The following is a 15,708-nucleotide window of genomic DNA, read 5'->3' as shown; positions in this document are numbered from 1 at the left end:
ACTTTGTAACAAAAAAATTATTCAATCTGTACTCTTTTTAAATCGATAAGGACCAAGTGTTGTGGAATTTCTGATATCTTTATTCCTTATGCCAAGCGCATCATGGTAAAAGACTTGAAGGACAAGGTGTACCCCAGCGCTGGGGTACACCTTAGGTACAAGAAGATGTGTTTTTTACCTCAATGTTTCCAGTTTTAATCTGTTTACTTTAATTTATTCTTTCAATCATGTTAAGTTTTTTATTTTTTCAAAACGATTGATTTAATTTTCATAATTTGTATTAACCTCCACTTAGAGTACTAAATAATAATCATGCTGAGTATTAAAGAAAGAGTTCTTCTGATTGCCGAAGCGAATGGAATACGTAAGATTACCTTTTTTAAAGAATTGGGACTCTCTTATGCAAATTTTAAAGGTGCTCAAAAACATTCCGCTCTAGGATCTGACGCGGTGGCTAGTATTTTAGCTAAATATGAAAATATAAGTGCTGAATGGCTCATTAGTGGCGCGGGTGATATGCTTAAAAATATCCCTTTTGGAAATCAGGATATTTCTATCACACTTCCCTCAAAAGTTGGAACTCAGGACCATTCCGACGAACTCATTACCGCTTTGGAAAAGATAATTGTTGTACAACAGACGTGTATTCAATCTCAAGAACAGGCGATAGCTGCTATGAGCAGTAGAATTGAGCAGCTTGAGAAGAAAAACAAGAAGAAAAAAAAGAAATAAAGGGTGGGCATGTTGAGTGAAAAGCACTTTCCATTATTTTTTACTTCTTTATAAGAAGCAGCTAAGATAAAATATCTCAGTTAGTATCCTTATTCCCCTTCAGCGAAGTGATTCCCCTTATCTAAAAAACTTCTCTCCTGTTTTTTGTCAAAGGTTTTAAATGCTTAATGATTTACTCAAAATGTGATGATGCTCCGTCCGGAATCATTCGTGATTTTCTTGATTGTTTGCAGCCATTTTCGATTTTATGTAATTAATATTGTATTAATAATTTATTAACACAGATGACTTGCTAACCTAACCTGTGGTGGGTATATTCGCCAAACTTTAACGTATTACAAATTATGCAATGTAAATCTACCAAACTCTTATGGCTATTTTTCTCAATGGCAGTAAGTTCTACTCCATTGTATGCCGAACGCATATCCTCTTGGGAAACTTTAACCCAAAATCAACAAGAAACAATTACTGGACGATTGACTGATGAGGATGGACAAGCTGTTGTTGGGGCTACCGTTGTGAACTTACAAAACCAAAGTATAGCTACCTCTGATTCTCAGGGACGTTTTGCTGTTTCAGGTAAAATCGGGGACCGACTTTCTATTTCTTTCATCGGTTTTGTTAAAAAAGAAATAAACATTACCAAGTCAGATTCTACAATTACTTTGGTTAAGGACAATGAACTCCTGGATGAGATTATTGTAGTGGGGTATGGAACCCAGAAAAAAGCAAATCTTACCGGAGCTGTTGATCAGGTCGGTTCGGAGGTTTTTGAGGGTCGTATGGCGGCAAATGCAACGCAAATGTTGCAAGGAGCTGTACCTAACTTGAATTTAAATATCGCTGATGGAAAACCAACGCGTTCTGCAAGCTACAACATTCGGGGAACAACTTCAATAGGTCAGGGTGGTAGTGCTTTGGTTTTAATCGATGGGGTGGAAGGGGATCCGCGTACCTTGAATCCAAATGATATCGAGAACGTTTCTGTTTTAAAGGACGCTTCTTCAGCGGCTATTTACGGCTCGCGCGGTACTTTTGGTGTGGTCTTAATTACCACTAAAAAAGCAAAAGCCGGAGCAACCTCTATTGCCTATTCTAGTAATTATGCTTCCCAGAAACCAACTACTCTTCCTGATTTTGTAACGGATGGGTATACCTACGCGTCTCATTTTTTCGAGGCTTACAATGCGTGGAATAATTATTCTTCCATTCCTAACAAGATGAATAAAACGCAAGCTTTTTCTTTGGATTGGTTGGAAGAATTTAAACGTCGAAATGAGGCTGGGATCAACGAACCAGTGACAGTAGATGAGAATGGAAAATACGTATACTATGCAAATGAGGATTACTATGGGACCTTATTAAAGGACAATGTATTTGCGCATGATCAGAACCTTTCTATTTCGGGGAGCTCAGAGAAAGTGGATTATTATATGTCTGGCCGATATTACGATAATGGGGGGCTTTATCGTTACAATACAGATAAATACAAGAGTGCTAACTTACGAGCGCAGGGTGGAATCCAGGTCACCGATTGGTTAAGAGTTTACAATAGTCTGGATTATTCCAACATCCAATACCATAATCCAATCACAGTTGGAGAGGGTGGAAATATTTGGCGAAACATTGCCGATGAGGGGCACCCGACATCTTCGATTTATAATCCGGATGGCTCGCTTTCTTTTTCAGCAGCCTATTCAATAGGAGATTTCATTTATGGAAAGAATGGTTCTGACTCTAACGAGAGCAATCTGAGGAATACCACAGGGTTTGAAACCAAATTCTTTAACAATACCTTTCGGGTAAAGGGTGATTTTACGTTTAGAAATAAGGATTTACTTACTACACGTAAGCGCGTGCCCATTCCTTATTCTGTGGACCAGGGGAAAATTGTTGAACTAGCGACTCAATACAATGATTTGTACGAGGCATCGCAGCGTGATAAATACCTGTTTACCAATTTGTATACAGAATATGAAAACACTTTTGCCGATAAGCATTATTTCAAGGGTTTACTCGGGTATAATTACGAACAAAAAACGTATAATTCTATCTACACGACTAAGAATGGTTTGTTAACGCCGGATACCGATAATATCAACCTGGCATTGGGTGAAACTGTTACGGCAACAGGTGGTTATGAAAAATACCGTTTGGCAGGTGTGTTCTTCCGTTTAAATTATATCTTCAATGATCGTTATTTGTTCGAGGTGAATGGTCGTTATGATGGTTCTTCAAAATTCCCGATCGATCAGCAATGGGCTTTCTTTCCCTCGGCTTCTGCTGGTTGGAGAGTTTCCCAAGAATCCTTTTGGACATTGAGTCCGCAGGTGATTTCTGATTTTAAAATTAGAGCCTCTTATGGTTCTCTGGGAAATGGTAATATTAATTCGTATTCTTTCTTGGATAACTATAATTTAAATACGATGGACTATATTATCGCTGGAGAAAGATATCGGTACACTTCGGTACCTGGAGTTTTGCCAAATCATTTAACCTGGGAGACCGCTACCACAACCAACATCGGTACTGATATTTCTTTTTTAAATGGTCGCTTGAACCTAACGGCTGATTATTATATTCGTCGCACGAGCGATATGTTTACCCAAAGCAAAACCTTACCTGATATTTTTGGTGCTAGTTCTCCTAAAGGAAATTATGCGGATATGACAACCAGAGGATTTGAGTTGACCTTAAGTTACAACAATCATGTAAATCTAGCTGGAAAGCCGTTGAATTTTAATTTGAAGGCAACCCTTGCCGATTATAAATCAGTTATTGACCGCTACAACACCAACGGCAATTTGAGCGATTATTATGTAGGCATGAACATTGGCGAAATTTGGGGATATGAAACCATGGGTTTGTTTCAATCGCAAGAAGAAATCGACGGAGCTCCCAAACAAACGGTTATTAAATCTTCTTCCTCAGGGAAAATTTATCCAGGAGACTTGCGTTTCGCTGATTTGAACCATGATGGAGTCATCAATTATGGGTCCAACACATTAGATGATCATGGGGATAAACGAATTATCGGAAATGCAGATCCACGCTATATTTATAGCTTTAATTTAGGCGCAGATTGGAATAATATATTCATCTCTGCATTCTTTCAAGGTGTGGGGAAACAAGACTGGTATCCACATGCTGAAACCGTGTTCTGGGGACAGTTCAATCGACCTTATAACAACTTGCCTGCTTGGCATTTGGATAATTATTGGACCGAAGATAACCCGAATGCTTATCTGCCGCGTTACGCAGGTTATAACGCTTCAATCAAGAACAATGCACAAACTAGATATTTGCAAAATGCGGCCTATATACGTTTGAAAAACCTTCAGGTGGGTTATACTTTTCCTCAGGTTATGGTTAGTAAGATCCGTCTAAAGAACCTACGTGTGAGCGCTTCGGCTGAAAATCTTTGGACCTGGTCTCCTTTGTATAAAAATACACGGGATATCGATGTGGCGAATATCGGTAAATCAGATCCAGATATTAGTTCGAGCAATAGTGGGGATGGATTTAACTACCCAAGTATGCGGAGTTATAGTTTAGGTTTGTCACTTAGTTTTTAGAAGGAAAGTATTATGAAGAAAATAGTTTATATAATCGGTTTATCCCTGACGATGTTCAGTTGTGAATTAACCGAAACACCCAAGGCAACCGTTACTGAAGAGGTTGTGTTTGGTACTGAAAATGGATTAAAAATATACAGTTATTCTTTTTATAGGGAGTTGCCTAGTGGCACTGAAGCCTATAAATTGGACGATATGGCTGATTATGGAGCTGTCAATAATTTAAATTCCTTTATCCGTCCGAATGGGTATTCTGCTGAGACCAGTACGGGTTGGAGTTGGTCTGCTTTGCGTAATATCAACCATTTTTTGATCAAGAATGTGAATCCGGAAGTTCCACAACAGGTGCGTGACCATTATTCCGCACTCGCAAGATTTTTTAGGGCTTATTTTTATTTTGAAAAGGTCGTACGTTTTGGTGATGTACCTTGGGTAGACCGTCCTTTGGACGTATCAGAAGAGGATATTCTTTACGCTGACCGTGATTCCCGTGTATTGGTCATGGATAAAATCATGGAAGATTTAGATTTCGCTTTTGAACACCTTCAAACCACAGGTGGTGATGGAACGGAGGTGACCAAATGGACTGTTTTGGGATTGAAAACCAGGATCGCTTTATTCGAGGGCTCTTTTCGAAAATACCATACTGAATTAAACCTGAAGAATTCTGCAAATGATTTTTTTAATCAAGTGGTTCAGGCAGGAGATATTCTGATGAAAGATGGTCCACATTCTATCCATGTAGCCTCCGGTGTTGATCAATCTCAGCGGGATTTATTTACGAGTGTGAAACCGATTACCTCGGAGGTGATGTTGGGAGTAGCCTTGGATGAGGGTCTTGGTGTTTTAGGTTCAGCCAATTGGTGGTGGACTTCCCCAACTTACGGACCTCGTTATAGTTTGGTACGTCCATTTATCAATACATTTTTGAAGACTGATGGATCACCTTATACCAACAATGTTTCCTATTTGACTGACGATTTTTATACGGAAACCCAAAACAGGGATACACGCTTAAAGCAATTGATTAGAACGCCTGGTTATAAACGAGATGGGGTTGCCGCTGCACCAAATTTTAATGGGTTTTCTTATACAGGTTATCAACCAATTAAATATACGCTTGATGAAAGCAGATATGATAATGGTGCCTTAAATAATAACTCAATCCCATTGATGCGCTATGCAGAAGTATTGTTGAACTATGCTGAAGCAAAAGCTGAATTGGGAGACTTTAAGCTAGCAGATTGGAATAAAACTATTGCTGTATTGCGGGCAAGAGCTGGAATAACGGGAGGATTAAACGTGCTGCCAACTCAGGTTGATAGCTACATGAAGCGAACGTTTTACAAGAACCTTAACGATCCAATTTTAATGGAAATTAGACGTGAACGTGCTATTGAACTGGCCTTGGAAGGATTTAGATTCAAAGATCTATTGCGTTGGAAAGAAGGGCATTTAATGGCTGAGCTACCTTGGACAGGTATGTACGTTCCTACCCTTAACACCTTGATGGATTTGGACAAAAACGGAACTGCTGATGTGGTTTTCTACGATGGGGCTACCTCAGGACCAAGTATTGAGGTTCCACGTGGAGTTGCCAAAATTGCTATTGGTGGGAAGGCCACAAATTTCCAAACCCTAACCTCTGATAAGCATTTGGAATGGTTTAAAGCAGAGCCCCGGGAATGGACTGATCGTCAATATTATTACCCAATTCCGGCAACGGCAATTGTTAAAAATGAAAATCTTACTCAAAACCAAGGATGGGAATAATTCTGTTCTTATAAATAAGTAAATAAGTAAGCCATTAGCTCCAGGGTTAATGGCTTATTTTTTTGTCTGCAGTTGGCTCCATTTTAATAGTTCAGGGTAGATGGACTCAATTTTTTGCGATTCACTCTTTAGATATAGTTCCACTAACTTCTCATTAAACTCTTTAGATCTTGGAAATCCTCTTTTGGTTAATTTTTGATTGACATGATCAATGACGCGCTCTATGATGTCTTTTTCATTCTTGAACCGCTCATGTGCATAAAGGATAAATAGACCCCATGTTACATATTCATCAAAAACCTTTATTGGACTGGGATAGTGCTCAACACCCTTGGTTTGTTGATTGACCCAATACTCTCGGTTATCAAATATGGAGTCGATCTGTGATTGGTATTTTGCACTCAAGGGACCTACATAATTGTGATCAATCTCAGTGAAAATGATTCGGGTACTCATGGCCTGATTATACGTTTTGCTCCAATGAGGATTGTATTTGATGACAGGAAGAAAGAGTAAGGTCTCTGAATAGGAGTTATCGCTAAACGTGCTGGTTGCATGAATACCACCTATTAACGGGCTTGTAAGAACCCGGTAGCTATTAATTTGGTGATCAAATCTTTTTTCTAACCATTTTTTTTGTTCTTCGATGGCACCGAACTGTTTATAGTCCTTTTTGATCTGTTGATAATAAGCATGGTTCGAGTGGTAAAATTCTTCAAATTTGGACGCTTGAGCGAAACTCTCTATAGCCGATTGGTAGCTTAAAATTGGATTGGTTTCGACACTCAAACTACCAACACCCCTGGCAGGAAAATTATATACTCCGGTGGGAACTAACTTCGAGTTTTCCAAGGTAAATCCATAGGCATTCGCAGAAAGAAGTAAGTAATAGATAATACTTTGGTTTAACAGTGAGTCCATGGTTTTGATCGAAGGATGTTCGGCATAAGGACCAAAATGTGTCATCATTTTTTTATGGTATTCCGTACCTAAATTCACCATATTGCTGTCCGTGCGTCCAGATTTGGTAATTGCGAACATAATGCAAACTAGCTCTTGGACCTCTGGAATTTCAATAGTGACTTTTTTATTATTCTTTTGGGCATACTCAGAAGTAAATGTGATGTCCTTTTCTTGAGCATGGCTTGTGTAACTGAAAAACAGGAGGAAAACTAATACTATGAGATGAGTTGGTTTTGTAAACATTTTAATCGGTTTAAATAGAAAGTTTAAATCATGGTTAAAAGGGTAATTACGAGTGTTTGCTAATTTCTTGAAACCATTTGCATCGTATTGTGAAAGTATTGTGCCGTTGAATATAAAGAAATTGAATCTAATTTAAAATTATTTTTATTCCGAACGGCAGGTTAGTTGTTGACTAGCAGAATTTTATTCGCTTGTAAATTTACAGCCCTGTCTACTTAATACTTGGAGATAAATTTTTGGCGAAAGCGAAATAGTGGTTGGACTATTTGGATATATCTTCTTAAATTTAGGAAATTAAAAAGAGTATGAATTTCTCTCGAGTGATTACCTTAATCCTAATTTGCATATTATTTTGTTTTAACTGCTTTGCTCAAATGGACACATTGGTGTATGCCCATAGAGGCTTTAGGGGACTCATGCCTGAAAACACTATCGCTTCCATGAAGAATGCACTTAGTTTGGGAGCGCATGTTTTAGAAATGGATATTGCCTTCACAAAGGACAAGCAAGCTGTTCTCTCGCATGACCCTTGGCTGGATCATCAAATCACATTAGATCCACAAGGAAATGAAATTCCATCAGGAAAAGGTCTTCCAATTATTGAGATCCCCTACAAAAAGTTGCGTCAATATGATGTTGGAAGTAAACAGCATAAAAGCTTTCCGAAACAAAAGAACTTTCAGAGCTATATTCCCAGGCTTACTGATTTAATCGACTCTGTGGAATTGCATGCTGCAAACATTGGCGCTTCAAAACCTTGGTATAGTATTGAAACAAAAACATCAAAAGCGCGTGATCATCTTGTCACACCTGCCCCGGAAGAATTTGTAGGTTTGTTAATGCGTGTGATCCTGCAAAAAAATATTCAAGATCGAGTAATTATTCAATCTTTTGATGAGCGAACCTTGGAAATCGTCCACCAAGAGTATCCAGTCGTGAAAACAATGCTCAATGTAAATCAGGGAACTTTGGATGAGAATTTAGCTCGCTTGAGTTTTAAGCTTGATTATTATGCGCCGGTTCCTAAGTTAATTGACGCTGAATTAGTGCGCAGGTGCCGAGAATTGGGGATCATTTTACTCTGTGGGAACACCAACGATAAATCGGAAATCGATCGGGTATTATCTTTAGGAGTAAAGGAATTCTGTACAGATTATCCTTATGACTACCCTGATGAATTTAAAAATGTTATTTATTAAAAACTACCTTTTAAAATGATGAATAAAGTCAATGCTTTCTTAATGGCTTGTTTGCTTTCCAGTTTAGGCGCGAGCGCACAGGACAAGCCGAATGTATTAATGATTTATGTGGACGATCTAGGGTATGGAGATCTTTCAGTTTATGGTGCGACCAAACTAAAAACCCCACATATTGATGCCCTTAGCGAATCGGGAATTCGTTTTACAAATGCACATGCCACGGCCGCTACCTGCACACCTTCGAGATTTTCTTTAATGACCGGACAATACCCTTTTCGTAAATCGGGAACAGGGGTCTTGCCAGGCGATGCTGCTTTAATTATTACTCCTGGAAATTTAACCCTCCCTCTTTTATTTCAACGACAAGGCTATGCGACAGCCATTGTGGGTAAATGGCATTTGGGTTTAGGACATCAGGTCGAAAAAAATTGGAACCAAGAGGTGCTACCGGGTCCATTAGAGGTTGGTTACGGTTATTCGTATATCTTTCCGGCTACAGCAGATCGGGTGCCGACCGTTTTTTTAGAAAACCATAACGTTATTGGACTTGACCAAAATGATCCGATTGAGGTTTCTTATGCTGCAAAAATAGGAAATGATCCAACTGGGTTAGAAAATCCAGAACTTCTAAAAATGAAATCTTCGGCAAACCATGGACACAACAATACAATCATCAATGGTATCGGCCGGATCGGCTGGATGAGCGGTGGTAATCAGGCCAGATGGGTGGATGAGGAAGTTAGTTTGACCTTTGTTGAGAAGGCGGTTGATTACATAAGGAATCATAAGGATACCTCATTTTTTCTAAGTTATCATGCGACTGAACCTCATGTACCACGTATGCCAGCCACGATGTTCAAAGGTAAAAGTGGACTGGGATTTCGAGGAGATGCAATCTTACAATTGGACCATTCTGTTGGCCAATTAATCCAAGCTTTAAAAGACAACGGGGTTTACCAAAATACCATTGTTATTTTTAGCAGCGATAATGGCCCTGTTTTGGATGACGGATATCAGGATGGAGCACGTGAATTATTAAATGGACATGATCCTGCTGGAGGGTTAAGAGGTGGAAAATATTCAGCATTTGAAGCAGGAACTCGCGTTCCTTTTCTGATTAGCTGGCCGGCGACTATTAAAGGAAATCAGATATCAAATGCTTTGCTTTCCCAAGTGGACTTATTGGCCAGTTTTGCTTCATTTTTTAAAGTTCCAATCTCAAATCTAGATCTAGATAGCCAGGATCATATGGCCAGCTTTTTAGGGAAAGAGCAAAAGGGTAGGAACTATTTAATTAAATCTTCGGGTGCTAAAGCTATCATTAAGGGGAATTACAAATACATATTGCCAAATGACAAGCGAGCCTTCTATCCTCTGGTTCAAATTGAATTGGGTAATTCTGACAAGGATCAGCTTTATGATTTATCCAAGGATATTGGAGAGCAAAATAACATTGCAAAACAGCATCCAAAACTCCTTCGGCAAATGAAGGACATGCTAGAGAAGGAGCTAAAATAAAAAATCAAAAGGAGGTCTAGACCTCCTTTTGATTTTTTATCGCTTAGTTAACGTTGAACTGTATTATCTTCTTGGTTCACATCAGCCAATCGCTGGGTTGGGTCTAGCCAAGCATGTTTAACTTTTTTGCTTGTTTTTATGCTATAGGTTGGTTTGGTCCAAAACCAATCCGTTAACACGGTTCGTTTTACACCTGCATAAACCGGATAGTTTTCAGCTGGTTTCTCGCCTCGCATTTCCCGTAAAGGAATGTAGAATAATTCTTTGCTTCCATCCTGGTATTCCACCAATAGGTCAATGGGCATCGCAATATTTGATTTGTTTTGCAAGTGAATGCTTGTATCGCTTACCGAAAGAATTGCATAATCGATTGTTCTTGTGGTGTTGATAAACAAATTGAAATACCACTTGAGATTAATGCCGGAGGTTTGTTCGGCTACACGTTTAAAATCATTTGGAGTCGGATGCTTGAATTTCCAAAGATCATAGAAATTTAAAAAAGTCTTGTTTAGGTTTTCTTTACCAATAATATAGCCCAATTGTTCTGCAAACACGGCGCCTTTATTATAGGCCTCATTGCTATAAGCGTAATTGGTGTTGTAATAATCTGCCAGCAAGCTCATGGGTTCTTCTAGCTTTGATTCGGCTAAACGGTAATACCCACTATATGCCATGCCAACAGGATTCAATGCACGCTCGTTTGGTTTAAGAAATACTTCTTGGGTTGCTATATCTTGAATGTAGCTGGTGAAACCCTCATCCATCCATTCGTCGACCGTTTCGTTGATTCCAAAAAGGTGCTGATACCAAGAGTGCGCCGCCTCATGAAAAATAACCCCAACAAGTCCTTTGAGATTTCTTCCACCGGTAATTAGCGTAGCTGTCCCATACTCCATGCCGCCATCTCCTCCTTGGATAATGGTGTAGGTTGGCCAAGGATACGCGCCGAAATGTTGGCCGGTAAAATCAAAGAATTCAGTGGCTAGTGATAAGGCTTGTTTCCAATTTTCCTTCACTTGGGCATCGCTCGGAAGAAAAACTGTGTAAAGGGAAACGCCCGATTTGGTTTTTGCAGAATCTACGATAAATTTTGGATCTGCCGCCCAGGCAAAATCATGAATGTTTTCTGCTTTATAATGCCAAGTGGCTTTGTTATTTTTCGCTTTAATGGTTGGTTTCTTCACATAACCCTTCACTTGGGAGGGGTTTTGAAGTTTACCAGAGGACCCGATCACATAGTCCTTATTGATGTGGATCGTTACCTCGAAATCACCAAATGGTGCAATAAATTCCCGACCAACATACTCATCCAAATGCCATCCGAATTCGTCGAAATGAGCCATTTTAGGATACCATTGTGTCATGGATAAAGCAACTCCTTCTTTTGAATTACGGCCGCTACGTCGTATTTGCTCTGGAATCTGTGCTTGCCAGGTCAGTTCGAATTCTGCTTTAGTGTCATCTTGGATTGCCTGTGGAAGATCGACCTCTAAGATGGTTCCGTCTTCTTTAAAGGGAACATCTTTACCATTATATTTAACGGATTTGATTTTTTGATAACCGATCTGATCGGCTGATAGGCCGGCAATCCTACTTTTTACAATAGGATTTTCTTTGGTGCCCTCTTTAATGACCATCCTGCCATCGGGATCAACAATGCTTTGTAACCTTTCGTCCATCATGCTTCCTGGTTGAAAGGCATTGAAATAAAGATGAAAATATACCTTGGGCAAACTTTGTCCTGAATTGTTGGTGTATATGAGCTTCATCTTCCCATCGTATTGAAATGTTTTTTCATTGACATCAATATCCATGGAATAATCAACTTTTTGAGCCCAATAAGACTTTCGTTGCGCAAAACTTGATAATGTTGTCAAGGATAATGCGAGAAGGAATAGAATTTGTTTCAAGTTCATAAAAATGCTGCGGAAACCCACTGATCGCCTAAGCGTGTGTGGGAGGGAAAGCAGCTACCCCCTAATTTTAAAATTAAAATATTACTTATTTTTTAGTTTAATTAGCTGTTAGTTTTAGATATGTGATTAACTTTGTATACTTCGTATTGTTTAATCAATACAGAGAAAAAAGACAACGGGTTCGTAGTTCTATTCAAGGCAAAGGCACACGCAGCTCCAGAAGGTTGAGCAAACCGCTTAGTGGCAAAGAACGAACAACATCTGCTATTATCAATCACACCATTTCCAAATCGATTGTAAAATCCGCTAAGGATAAAAGACAAGGGATTGCTATTGAAAACCTGACTAACATCCGTTTTAGTTCGAAACCTAGAAATAAAAAGTTTAGAACAAAACTTGGTCGTTGGTCTTTTGCTCAGTTGCGTTCTTTTCTGGAATACAAATCTCTTTTGAATGGTGTTAAGTTGATCGTTGTAGCACCTCAGTACACCTCCCAAACCAGTAATTGCTGTAGATATATTGGTAAAAGAACCAATAAGGTTTTTAAGTGTACAAATAAAAATTGCAAGGTGGATGTGATTGATGCGGACTTTAATGCCGCTCAAAACATCGCCTTGCTTGGGGCTGCTGTAAATCTGCCCGAAAGATGCGATATGTATAGTTGTACTGTGCATTATTGATGTCTAAAGCCCATTCCATCACAAAGTGTGCGTGGGTAGTTTACGATTCAAATATATAAAAAAATCACCTCAGCCAAACAGCCGTAACAAAAAGGATGCTATGGGTCTTGTTTCACGCTCTTGATTAGCCGCTGATAATCTCGATTTGTTTTTCTTTTATTGCTTGGGTGAGTTGATCGAATTGATCCACAGAGACAAACAGTTTGTTTCTCCAAAATCTCTTGGTGGTTGTTTTTGAGTGGAAATGAAAAGCAATTAAATTTCCTCCTGAACGTGTATGATTTTTAATATAGGCAATCTCTTTGAGTGGAATGTGGGTTGTTTTATTTGCTCTGGTGATGGACAAAGCATCATCCGAAAAAACCCATGTACTGGATTGTTGATTGAGTTTTACCGCGCCATACATGATAAATGGAATACAACATAAAAGGGTTATGATTTTTGAGATTTCCTGCATTTGGATCCACGACAGTCCAATTCCGACCAGGAAAAGTCCTCCCAATAAGATCCAGATAAATTTTCCGCGATGCAGGGTATGAATTTGATATTCCATAGTTCTTATCCTTGGGGTTGTTTGGAGACGCTCTTCTGCCGGCTAATTAATCCGTGATGTATTCCATCCTGGAAGGAAATAGACAGATCCTTTCTTTTACTTAGATACCAGCCTTTTATCTTTCTTAAAGCACTAGATAAAGACTTTAACGCCATGATTTTTCCCGTTTTCATGCTCGGAAGTTACGAAATAATTTTGGTCATTTTAGATTGTGTACTCACGACCAGAACCGGCCATCAGGAATTCATTCGCTTAGCTTACAGCGTATATTGTAAGGATCTTACCTGGTTATTTTTTACAGCATTTTTGGCGATATTTTCATAAGAAATCCAAGTGCCTATTGGAATTTCTGCTTTAAAAAAGAAATTTTTTTCCTTTTAGTTAAGTTGCCTCGGGCATAGGATGATATCTTGCGAATGTTTATCTTTGTTGCTTCCTAAATTTAGTATTTATGCGCAAACTGGTATTCCTTTTTTTTATTCTTATATCTTTGGGAGCTACCGCTCAAAAGAAACCAAATATTGTGATTATTATTTCGGATGATCATGCTTATCAAACCATCGGAGCATATGGCTCTAAAGTAGGGCATACACCTAATTTAGATCGATTGGCGAACCAGGGTGCCTTGTTCAATCGGGGATACGTTACCAATTCGATCTGTGGCCCGAGTAGAGCAAGTTTGTTAACCGGTAAATACAGCCATATAAACGGCTTTAAGGACAACGAAACATCCAATTTTGATCATGGTCAAGACTCATTCGTCAAACAACTTCAACAGAATGGTTACAATACTGCTTGGATTGGTAAAATACATTTGGGGAGAGAACTCCAAGGGTTTGATTATTACAGCATTTTAGTTGGCCAGGGCCATTATTTTAATCCTGATTTTATTAGCAGTGTAAACGGTCAGCCTGAGACTAAGGAAAGAAAAGAAGGATATGTGGCAGATGTGGTAACCGATCGGGCTTTAGATTGGTTAGCTAAAAAAGATGGTGAAGAGCCTTTTTGTTTAATTCTTGGCCACAAAAGCACCCATCGTACCTGGATGCCAGACCCGAAGGACTTTGGTAAAAATGATACGAGTGCTATCCCTCTACCAGAAACTTTTTTCGATACCTATGCCAGCAGACAGGCGGCCGCGGTGCAAGAGATGAGCGTTTCAAAAGATTTGCAAATGGGTTACGATTTAAAAATGTTTGAAAGCCCTGAATTGATGCGAAAGGATGGCAATTTTAAACGGATGACTGATGAGCAGTTTGATCAATATGTTGCTTATTATCAGCCTATTTACCAGGAGTTTAAAAAGGCGAATCTAAGCGGTCAGGAGCTTGCTAAATGGAAATATCACCGCTATATGGTTGATTATTTGAATACAGCCGAATCGATGGATAGAAATATTGGACGCGTCTTAGATTATTTGAAAGAGCATGATTTAGAAGAAAATACCTTGGTTTTATACCTATCTGATCAAGGTTTTTACATGGGCGAGCATGGATGGTTCGACAAACGGTTTATGTATGAGGAGTCCTTCCGCACCCCTATGATCGCTAAATTGCCTGGTGTTATTAAACCCAAGTCAATCATTAATGGCATGGTGATGAACGTTGACATTGCCCCGACTTTACTTGAACTTACCGGAACTTCTGTGCCTGAAGACATGCAAGGTAAATCATTTTTGTCTTTATTGAAGGGGGATAAAAAATCGGTTCGTAAACAGATCTATTATCATTATTATGAGAATGGTGAGCATGCTGTTTCACCCCATTTTGGTGTAAGCCAGGGAAGGTATAAATTAATTCGATTTTACAAGCGAGTGGATGGCTGGGAATTATTTGATATGAAGAAAGATCCTTCAGAAATGAAGAACGTATATACGGATCCAAAATATGCTAAGGTTGTGGAGAAAATGAAGAAACTGTTGCTTCAGGAGATCCAGGCTGTTCAGGATAAGGAGGCTTTACAAATTTTTAAAAAATAACAGTTAACCCAGCGAAATAATTGAAATTTGCCTTGTTCTTTTTTCTGTTGATGGGTGGTGTTTGTCAGGGACAATCCGAAGATGCCCGATGGACTAAGCAATTTTCGAATGACTGGCAAGAATTTCAGGCTTTTGAAAAAGAGCACCGCAGATATGTTCAAACCGAAAATGTCACACTTTCTTACTTGTCATGGGGACATCCTGAAGATCAGGTTTTTGTCTGGATACCGGGCAGTTTACTCTCTGCATATGATTTCCAACCCTTTGCCAATGCGCTGCTAGAGGCAGGCTATTTTGTGATTTCGGTGGATCATTATGGTCATGGAATGACTCCGATTCCCAAGAAAGACGCTGATTTTTTTGATTTTGCAAGTGACCTTCGTGTTCTTTTGGATTCTCTAGGTGTCGATAAAGCAATAATTGGTGGTTTTTCAAGGCGAGCGTATTTAGCGAGCGCTTTTTATAAAATAGAGCGTAAAACCCAGAGGTCTTTAGTCTGTGGGATGTAAGCGATTACCCCTGATCGAGTATGTACTCACGAATGGTCTCAGGAGATGCTTCACCAATAGAACAAACAA

General features: G+C 39.1%; 11 protein-coding genes. 8 read left to right on the top strand and 3 right to left on the bottom strand.

All coding sequences use genetic code 11. The features are described from left to right. Positions 1 to 312 precede the first annotated feature (312 nt). The 3 genes from AC6CHH_RS11045 to AC6CHH_RS11035 all read left to right on the top strand — a co-directional run bounded on the left by AC6CHH_RS11045 (position 313) and on the right by AC6CHH_RS11035 (position 6,080). Positions 313 to 732: a hypothetical protein gene (locus AC6CHH_RS11045; protein ID WP_498282770.1), complete on the top strand. Its 420-nt coding sequence runs from the start codon at positions 313 to 315 to the stop codon at positions 730 to 732. A 344-nt stretch (positions 733 to 1,076) separates the two neighbouring features. Further along, complete coding sequence (locus AC6CHH_RS11040; RefSeq protein WP_498282768.1) at positions 1,077 to 4,307, top strand: SusC/RagA family TonB-linked outer membrane protein; 3,231 nt, start codon at positions 1,077 to 1,079, stop codon at positions 4,305 to 4,307. A gap of 12 nt (positions 4,308 to 4,319) precedes the next feature. Continuing rightward, complete coding sequence (locus AC6CHH_RS11035; RefSeq protein WP_498282766.1) at positions 4,320 to 6,080, top strand: RagB/SusD family nutrient uptake outer membrane protein; 1,761 nt, start codon at positions 4,320 to 4,322, stop codon at positions 6,078 to 6,080. 54 nt (positions 6,081 to 6,134) lie between these two features. Here the strand turns inward: AC6CHH_RS11035 and AC6CHH_RS11030 are convergent, their stop codons facing one another. Next, positions 6,135 to 7,286: a DUF4932 domain-containing protein gene (locus AC6CHH_RS11030; RefSeq protein ID WP_498282764.1), complete on the bottom strand. Its 1,152-nt coding sequence runs from the start codon at positions 7,284 to 7,286 to the stop codon at positions 6,135 to 6,137. Positions 7,287 to 7,660: 374 nt separating this feature from the next. On the opposite strand from AC6CHH_RS11030, the gene AC6CHH_RS11025 reads away from it, so the two are divergent. Further along, positions 7,661 to 8,485, top strand: coding sequence for a glycerophosphodiester phosphodiesterase family protein (locus tag AC6CHH_RS11025; RefSeq protein WP_498282762.1), 825 nt, complete (start codon positions 7,661 to 7,663; stop codon positions 8,483 to 8,485). 15 nt (positions 8,486 to 8,500) lie between these two features. After that, positions 8,501 to 10,003: a sulfatase family protein gene (locus AC6CHH_RS11020; protein WP_498282760.1), complete on the top strand. Its 1,503-nt coding sequence runs from the start codon at positions 8,501 to 8,503 to the stop codon at positions 10,001 to 10,003. 47 nt (positions 10,004 to 10,050) lie between these two features. Here the strand turns inward: AC6CHH_RS11020 and AC6CHH_RS11015 are convergent, their stop codons facing one another. Then, a complete protein-coding gene (locus tag AC6CHH_RS11015) occupies positions 10,051 to 11,880 on the bottom strand; it encodes a M1 family metallopeptidase (RefSeq protein ID WP_498282758.1) in 1,830 nt (609 codons plus the stop codon). 161 nt (positions 11,881 to 12,041) lie between these two features. Between AC6CHH_RS11015 and AC6CHH_RS11010 the strand changes: the two genes are divergently transcribed. Beyond that, positions 12,042 to 12,599, top strand: a complete 558-nt coding sequence (locus tag AC6CHH_RS11010) for an RNA-guided endonuclease TnpB family protein (protein ID WP_498282756.1) — start codon at positions 12,042 to 12,044, stop codon at positions 12,597 to 12,599. Between the two features lie 124 nt (positions 12,600 to 12,723). On the opposite strand, the gene AC6CHH_RS11005 is transcribed toward AC6CHH_RS11010, so the two are convergent. Continuing rightward, the gene (locus AC6CHH_RS11005; protein ID WP_498282754.1) at positions 12,724 to 13,152 is read right to left on the bottom strand and encodes a hypothetical protein; all 429 of its coding nucleotides are present in this window, start codon (positions 13,150 to 13,152) and stop codon (positions 12,724 to 12,726) included. Between the two features lie 451 nt (positions 13,153 to 13,603). On the opposite strand from AC6CHH_RS11005, the gene AC6CHH_RS11000 reads away from it, so the two are divergent. After that, complete coding sequence (locus AC6CHH_RS11000) at positions 13,604 to 15,130, top strand: sulfatase family protein (RefSeq protein ID WP_498282752.1); 1,527 nt, start codon at positions 13,604 to 13,606, stop codon at positions 15,128 to 15,130. Between the two features lie 20 nt (positions 15,131 to 15,150). Next, on the top strand, positions 15,151 to 15,639 hold the full coding sequence (locus AC6CHH_RS10995) for an alpha/beta fold hydrolase (protein WP_498282750.1): 489 nt from the start codon (positions 15,151 to 15,153) through the stop codon (positions 15,637 to 15,639). The last annotated feature ends 69 nt before the right edge of the window (positions 15,640 to 15,708 follow it).

It is taken from the genome of Sphingobacterium sp. GQ94, assembly GCF_059758715.1.
Note: the sequence above shows the minus strand (reverse complement) of the source record. Positions and strands in the feature narration are given on the sequence as shown.

Excerpts from the sequence above, each read along its gene's own strand:
- AC6CHH_RS11045 (WP_498282770.1), top strand. The coding sequence starts at position 313 with ATGCTGAGTATTAAAGAAAGAGTTCTTCTGATTGCCGAAGCGAATGGA.
- AC6CHH_RS11040 (WP_498282768.1), top strand. The coding sequence starts at position 1,077 with ATGCAATGTAAATCTACCAAACTCTTATGGCTATTTTTCTCAATGGCA.
- AC6CHH_RS11035 (WP_498282766.1), top strand. The coding sequence starts at position 4,320 with ATGAAGAAAATAGTTTATATAATCGGTTTATCCCTGACGATGTTCAGT.
- AC6CHH_RS11030 (WP_498282764.1), bottom strand. The coding sequence starts at position 7,286 with ATGTTTACAAAACCAACTCATCTCATAGTATTAGTTTTCCTCCTGTTT.
- AC6CHH_RS11025 (WP_498282762.1), top strand. The coding sequence starts at position 7,661 with ATGGACACATTGGTGTATGCCCATAGAGGCTTTAGGGGACTCATGCCT.
- AC6CHH_RS11020 (WP_498282760.1), top strand. The coding sequence starts at position 8,501 with ATGATGAATAAAGTCAATGCTTTCTTAATGGCTTGTTTGCTTTCCAGT.
- AC6CHH_RS11005 (WP_498282754.1), bottom strand. The coding sequence starts at position 13,152 with ATGGAATATCAAATTCATACCCTGCATCGCGGAAAATTTATCTGGATC.
- AC6CHH_RS11000 (WP_498282752.1), top strand. The coding sequence starts at position 13,604 with ATGCGCAAACTGGTATTCCTTTTTTTTATTCTTATATCTTTGGGAGCT.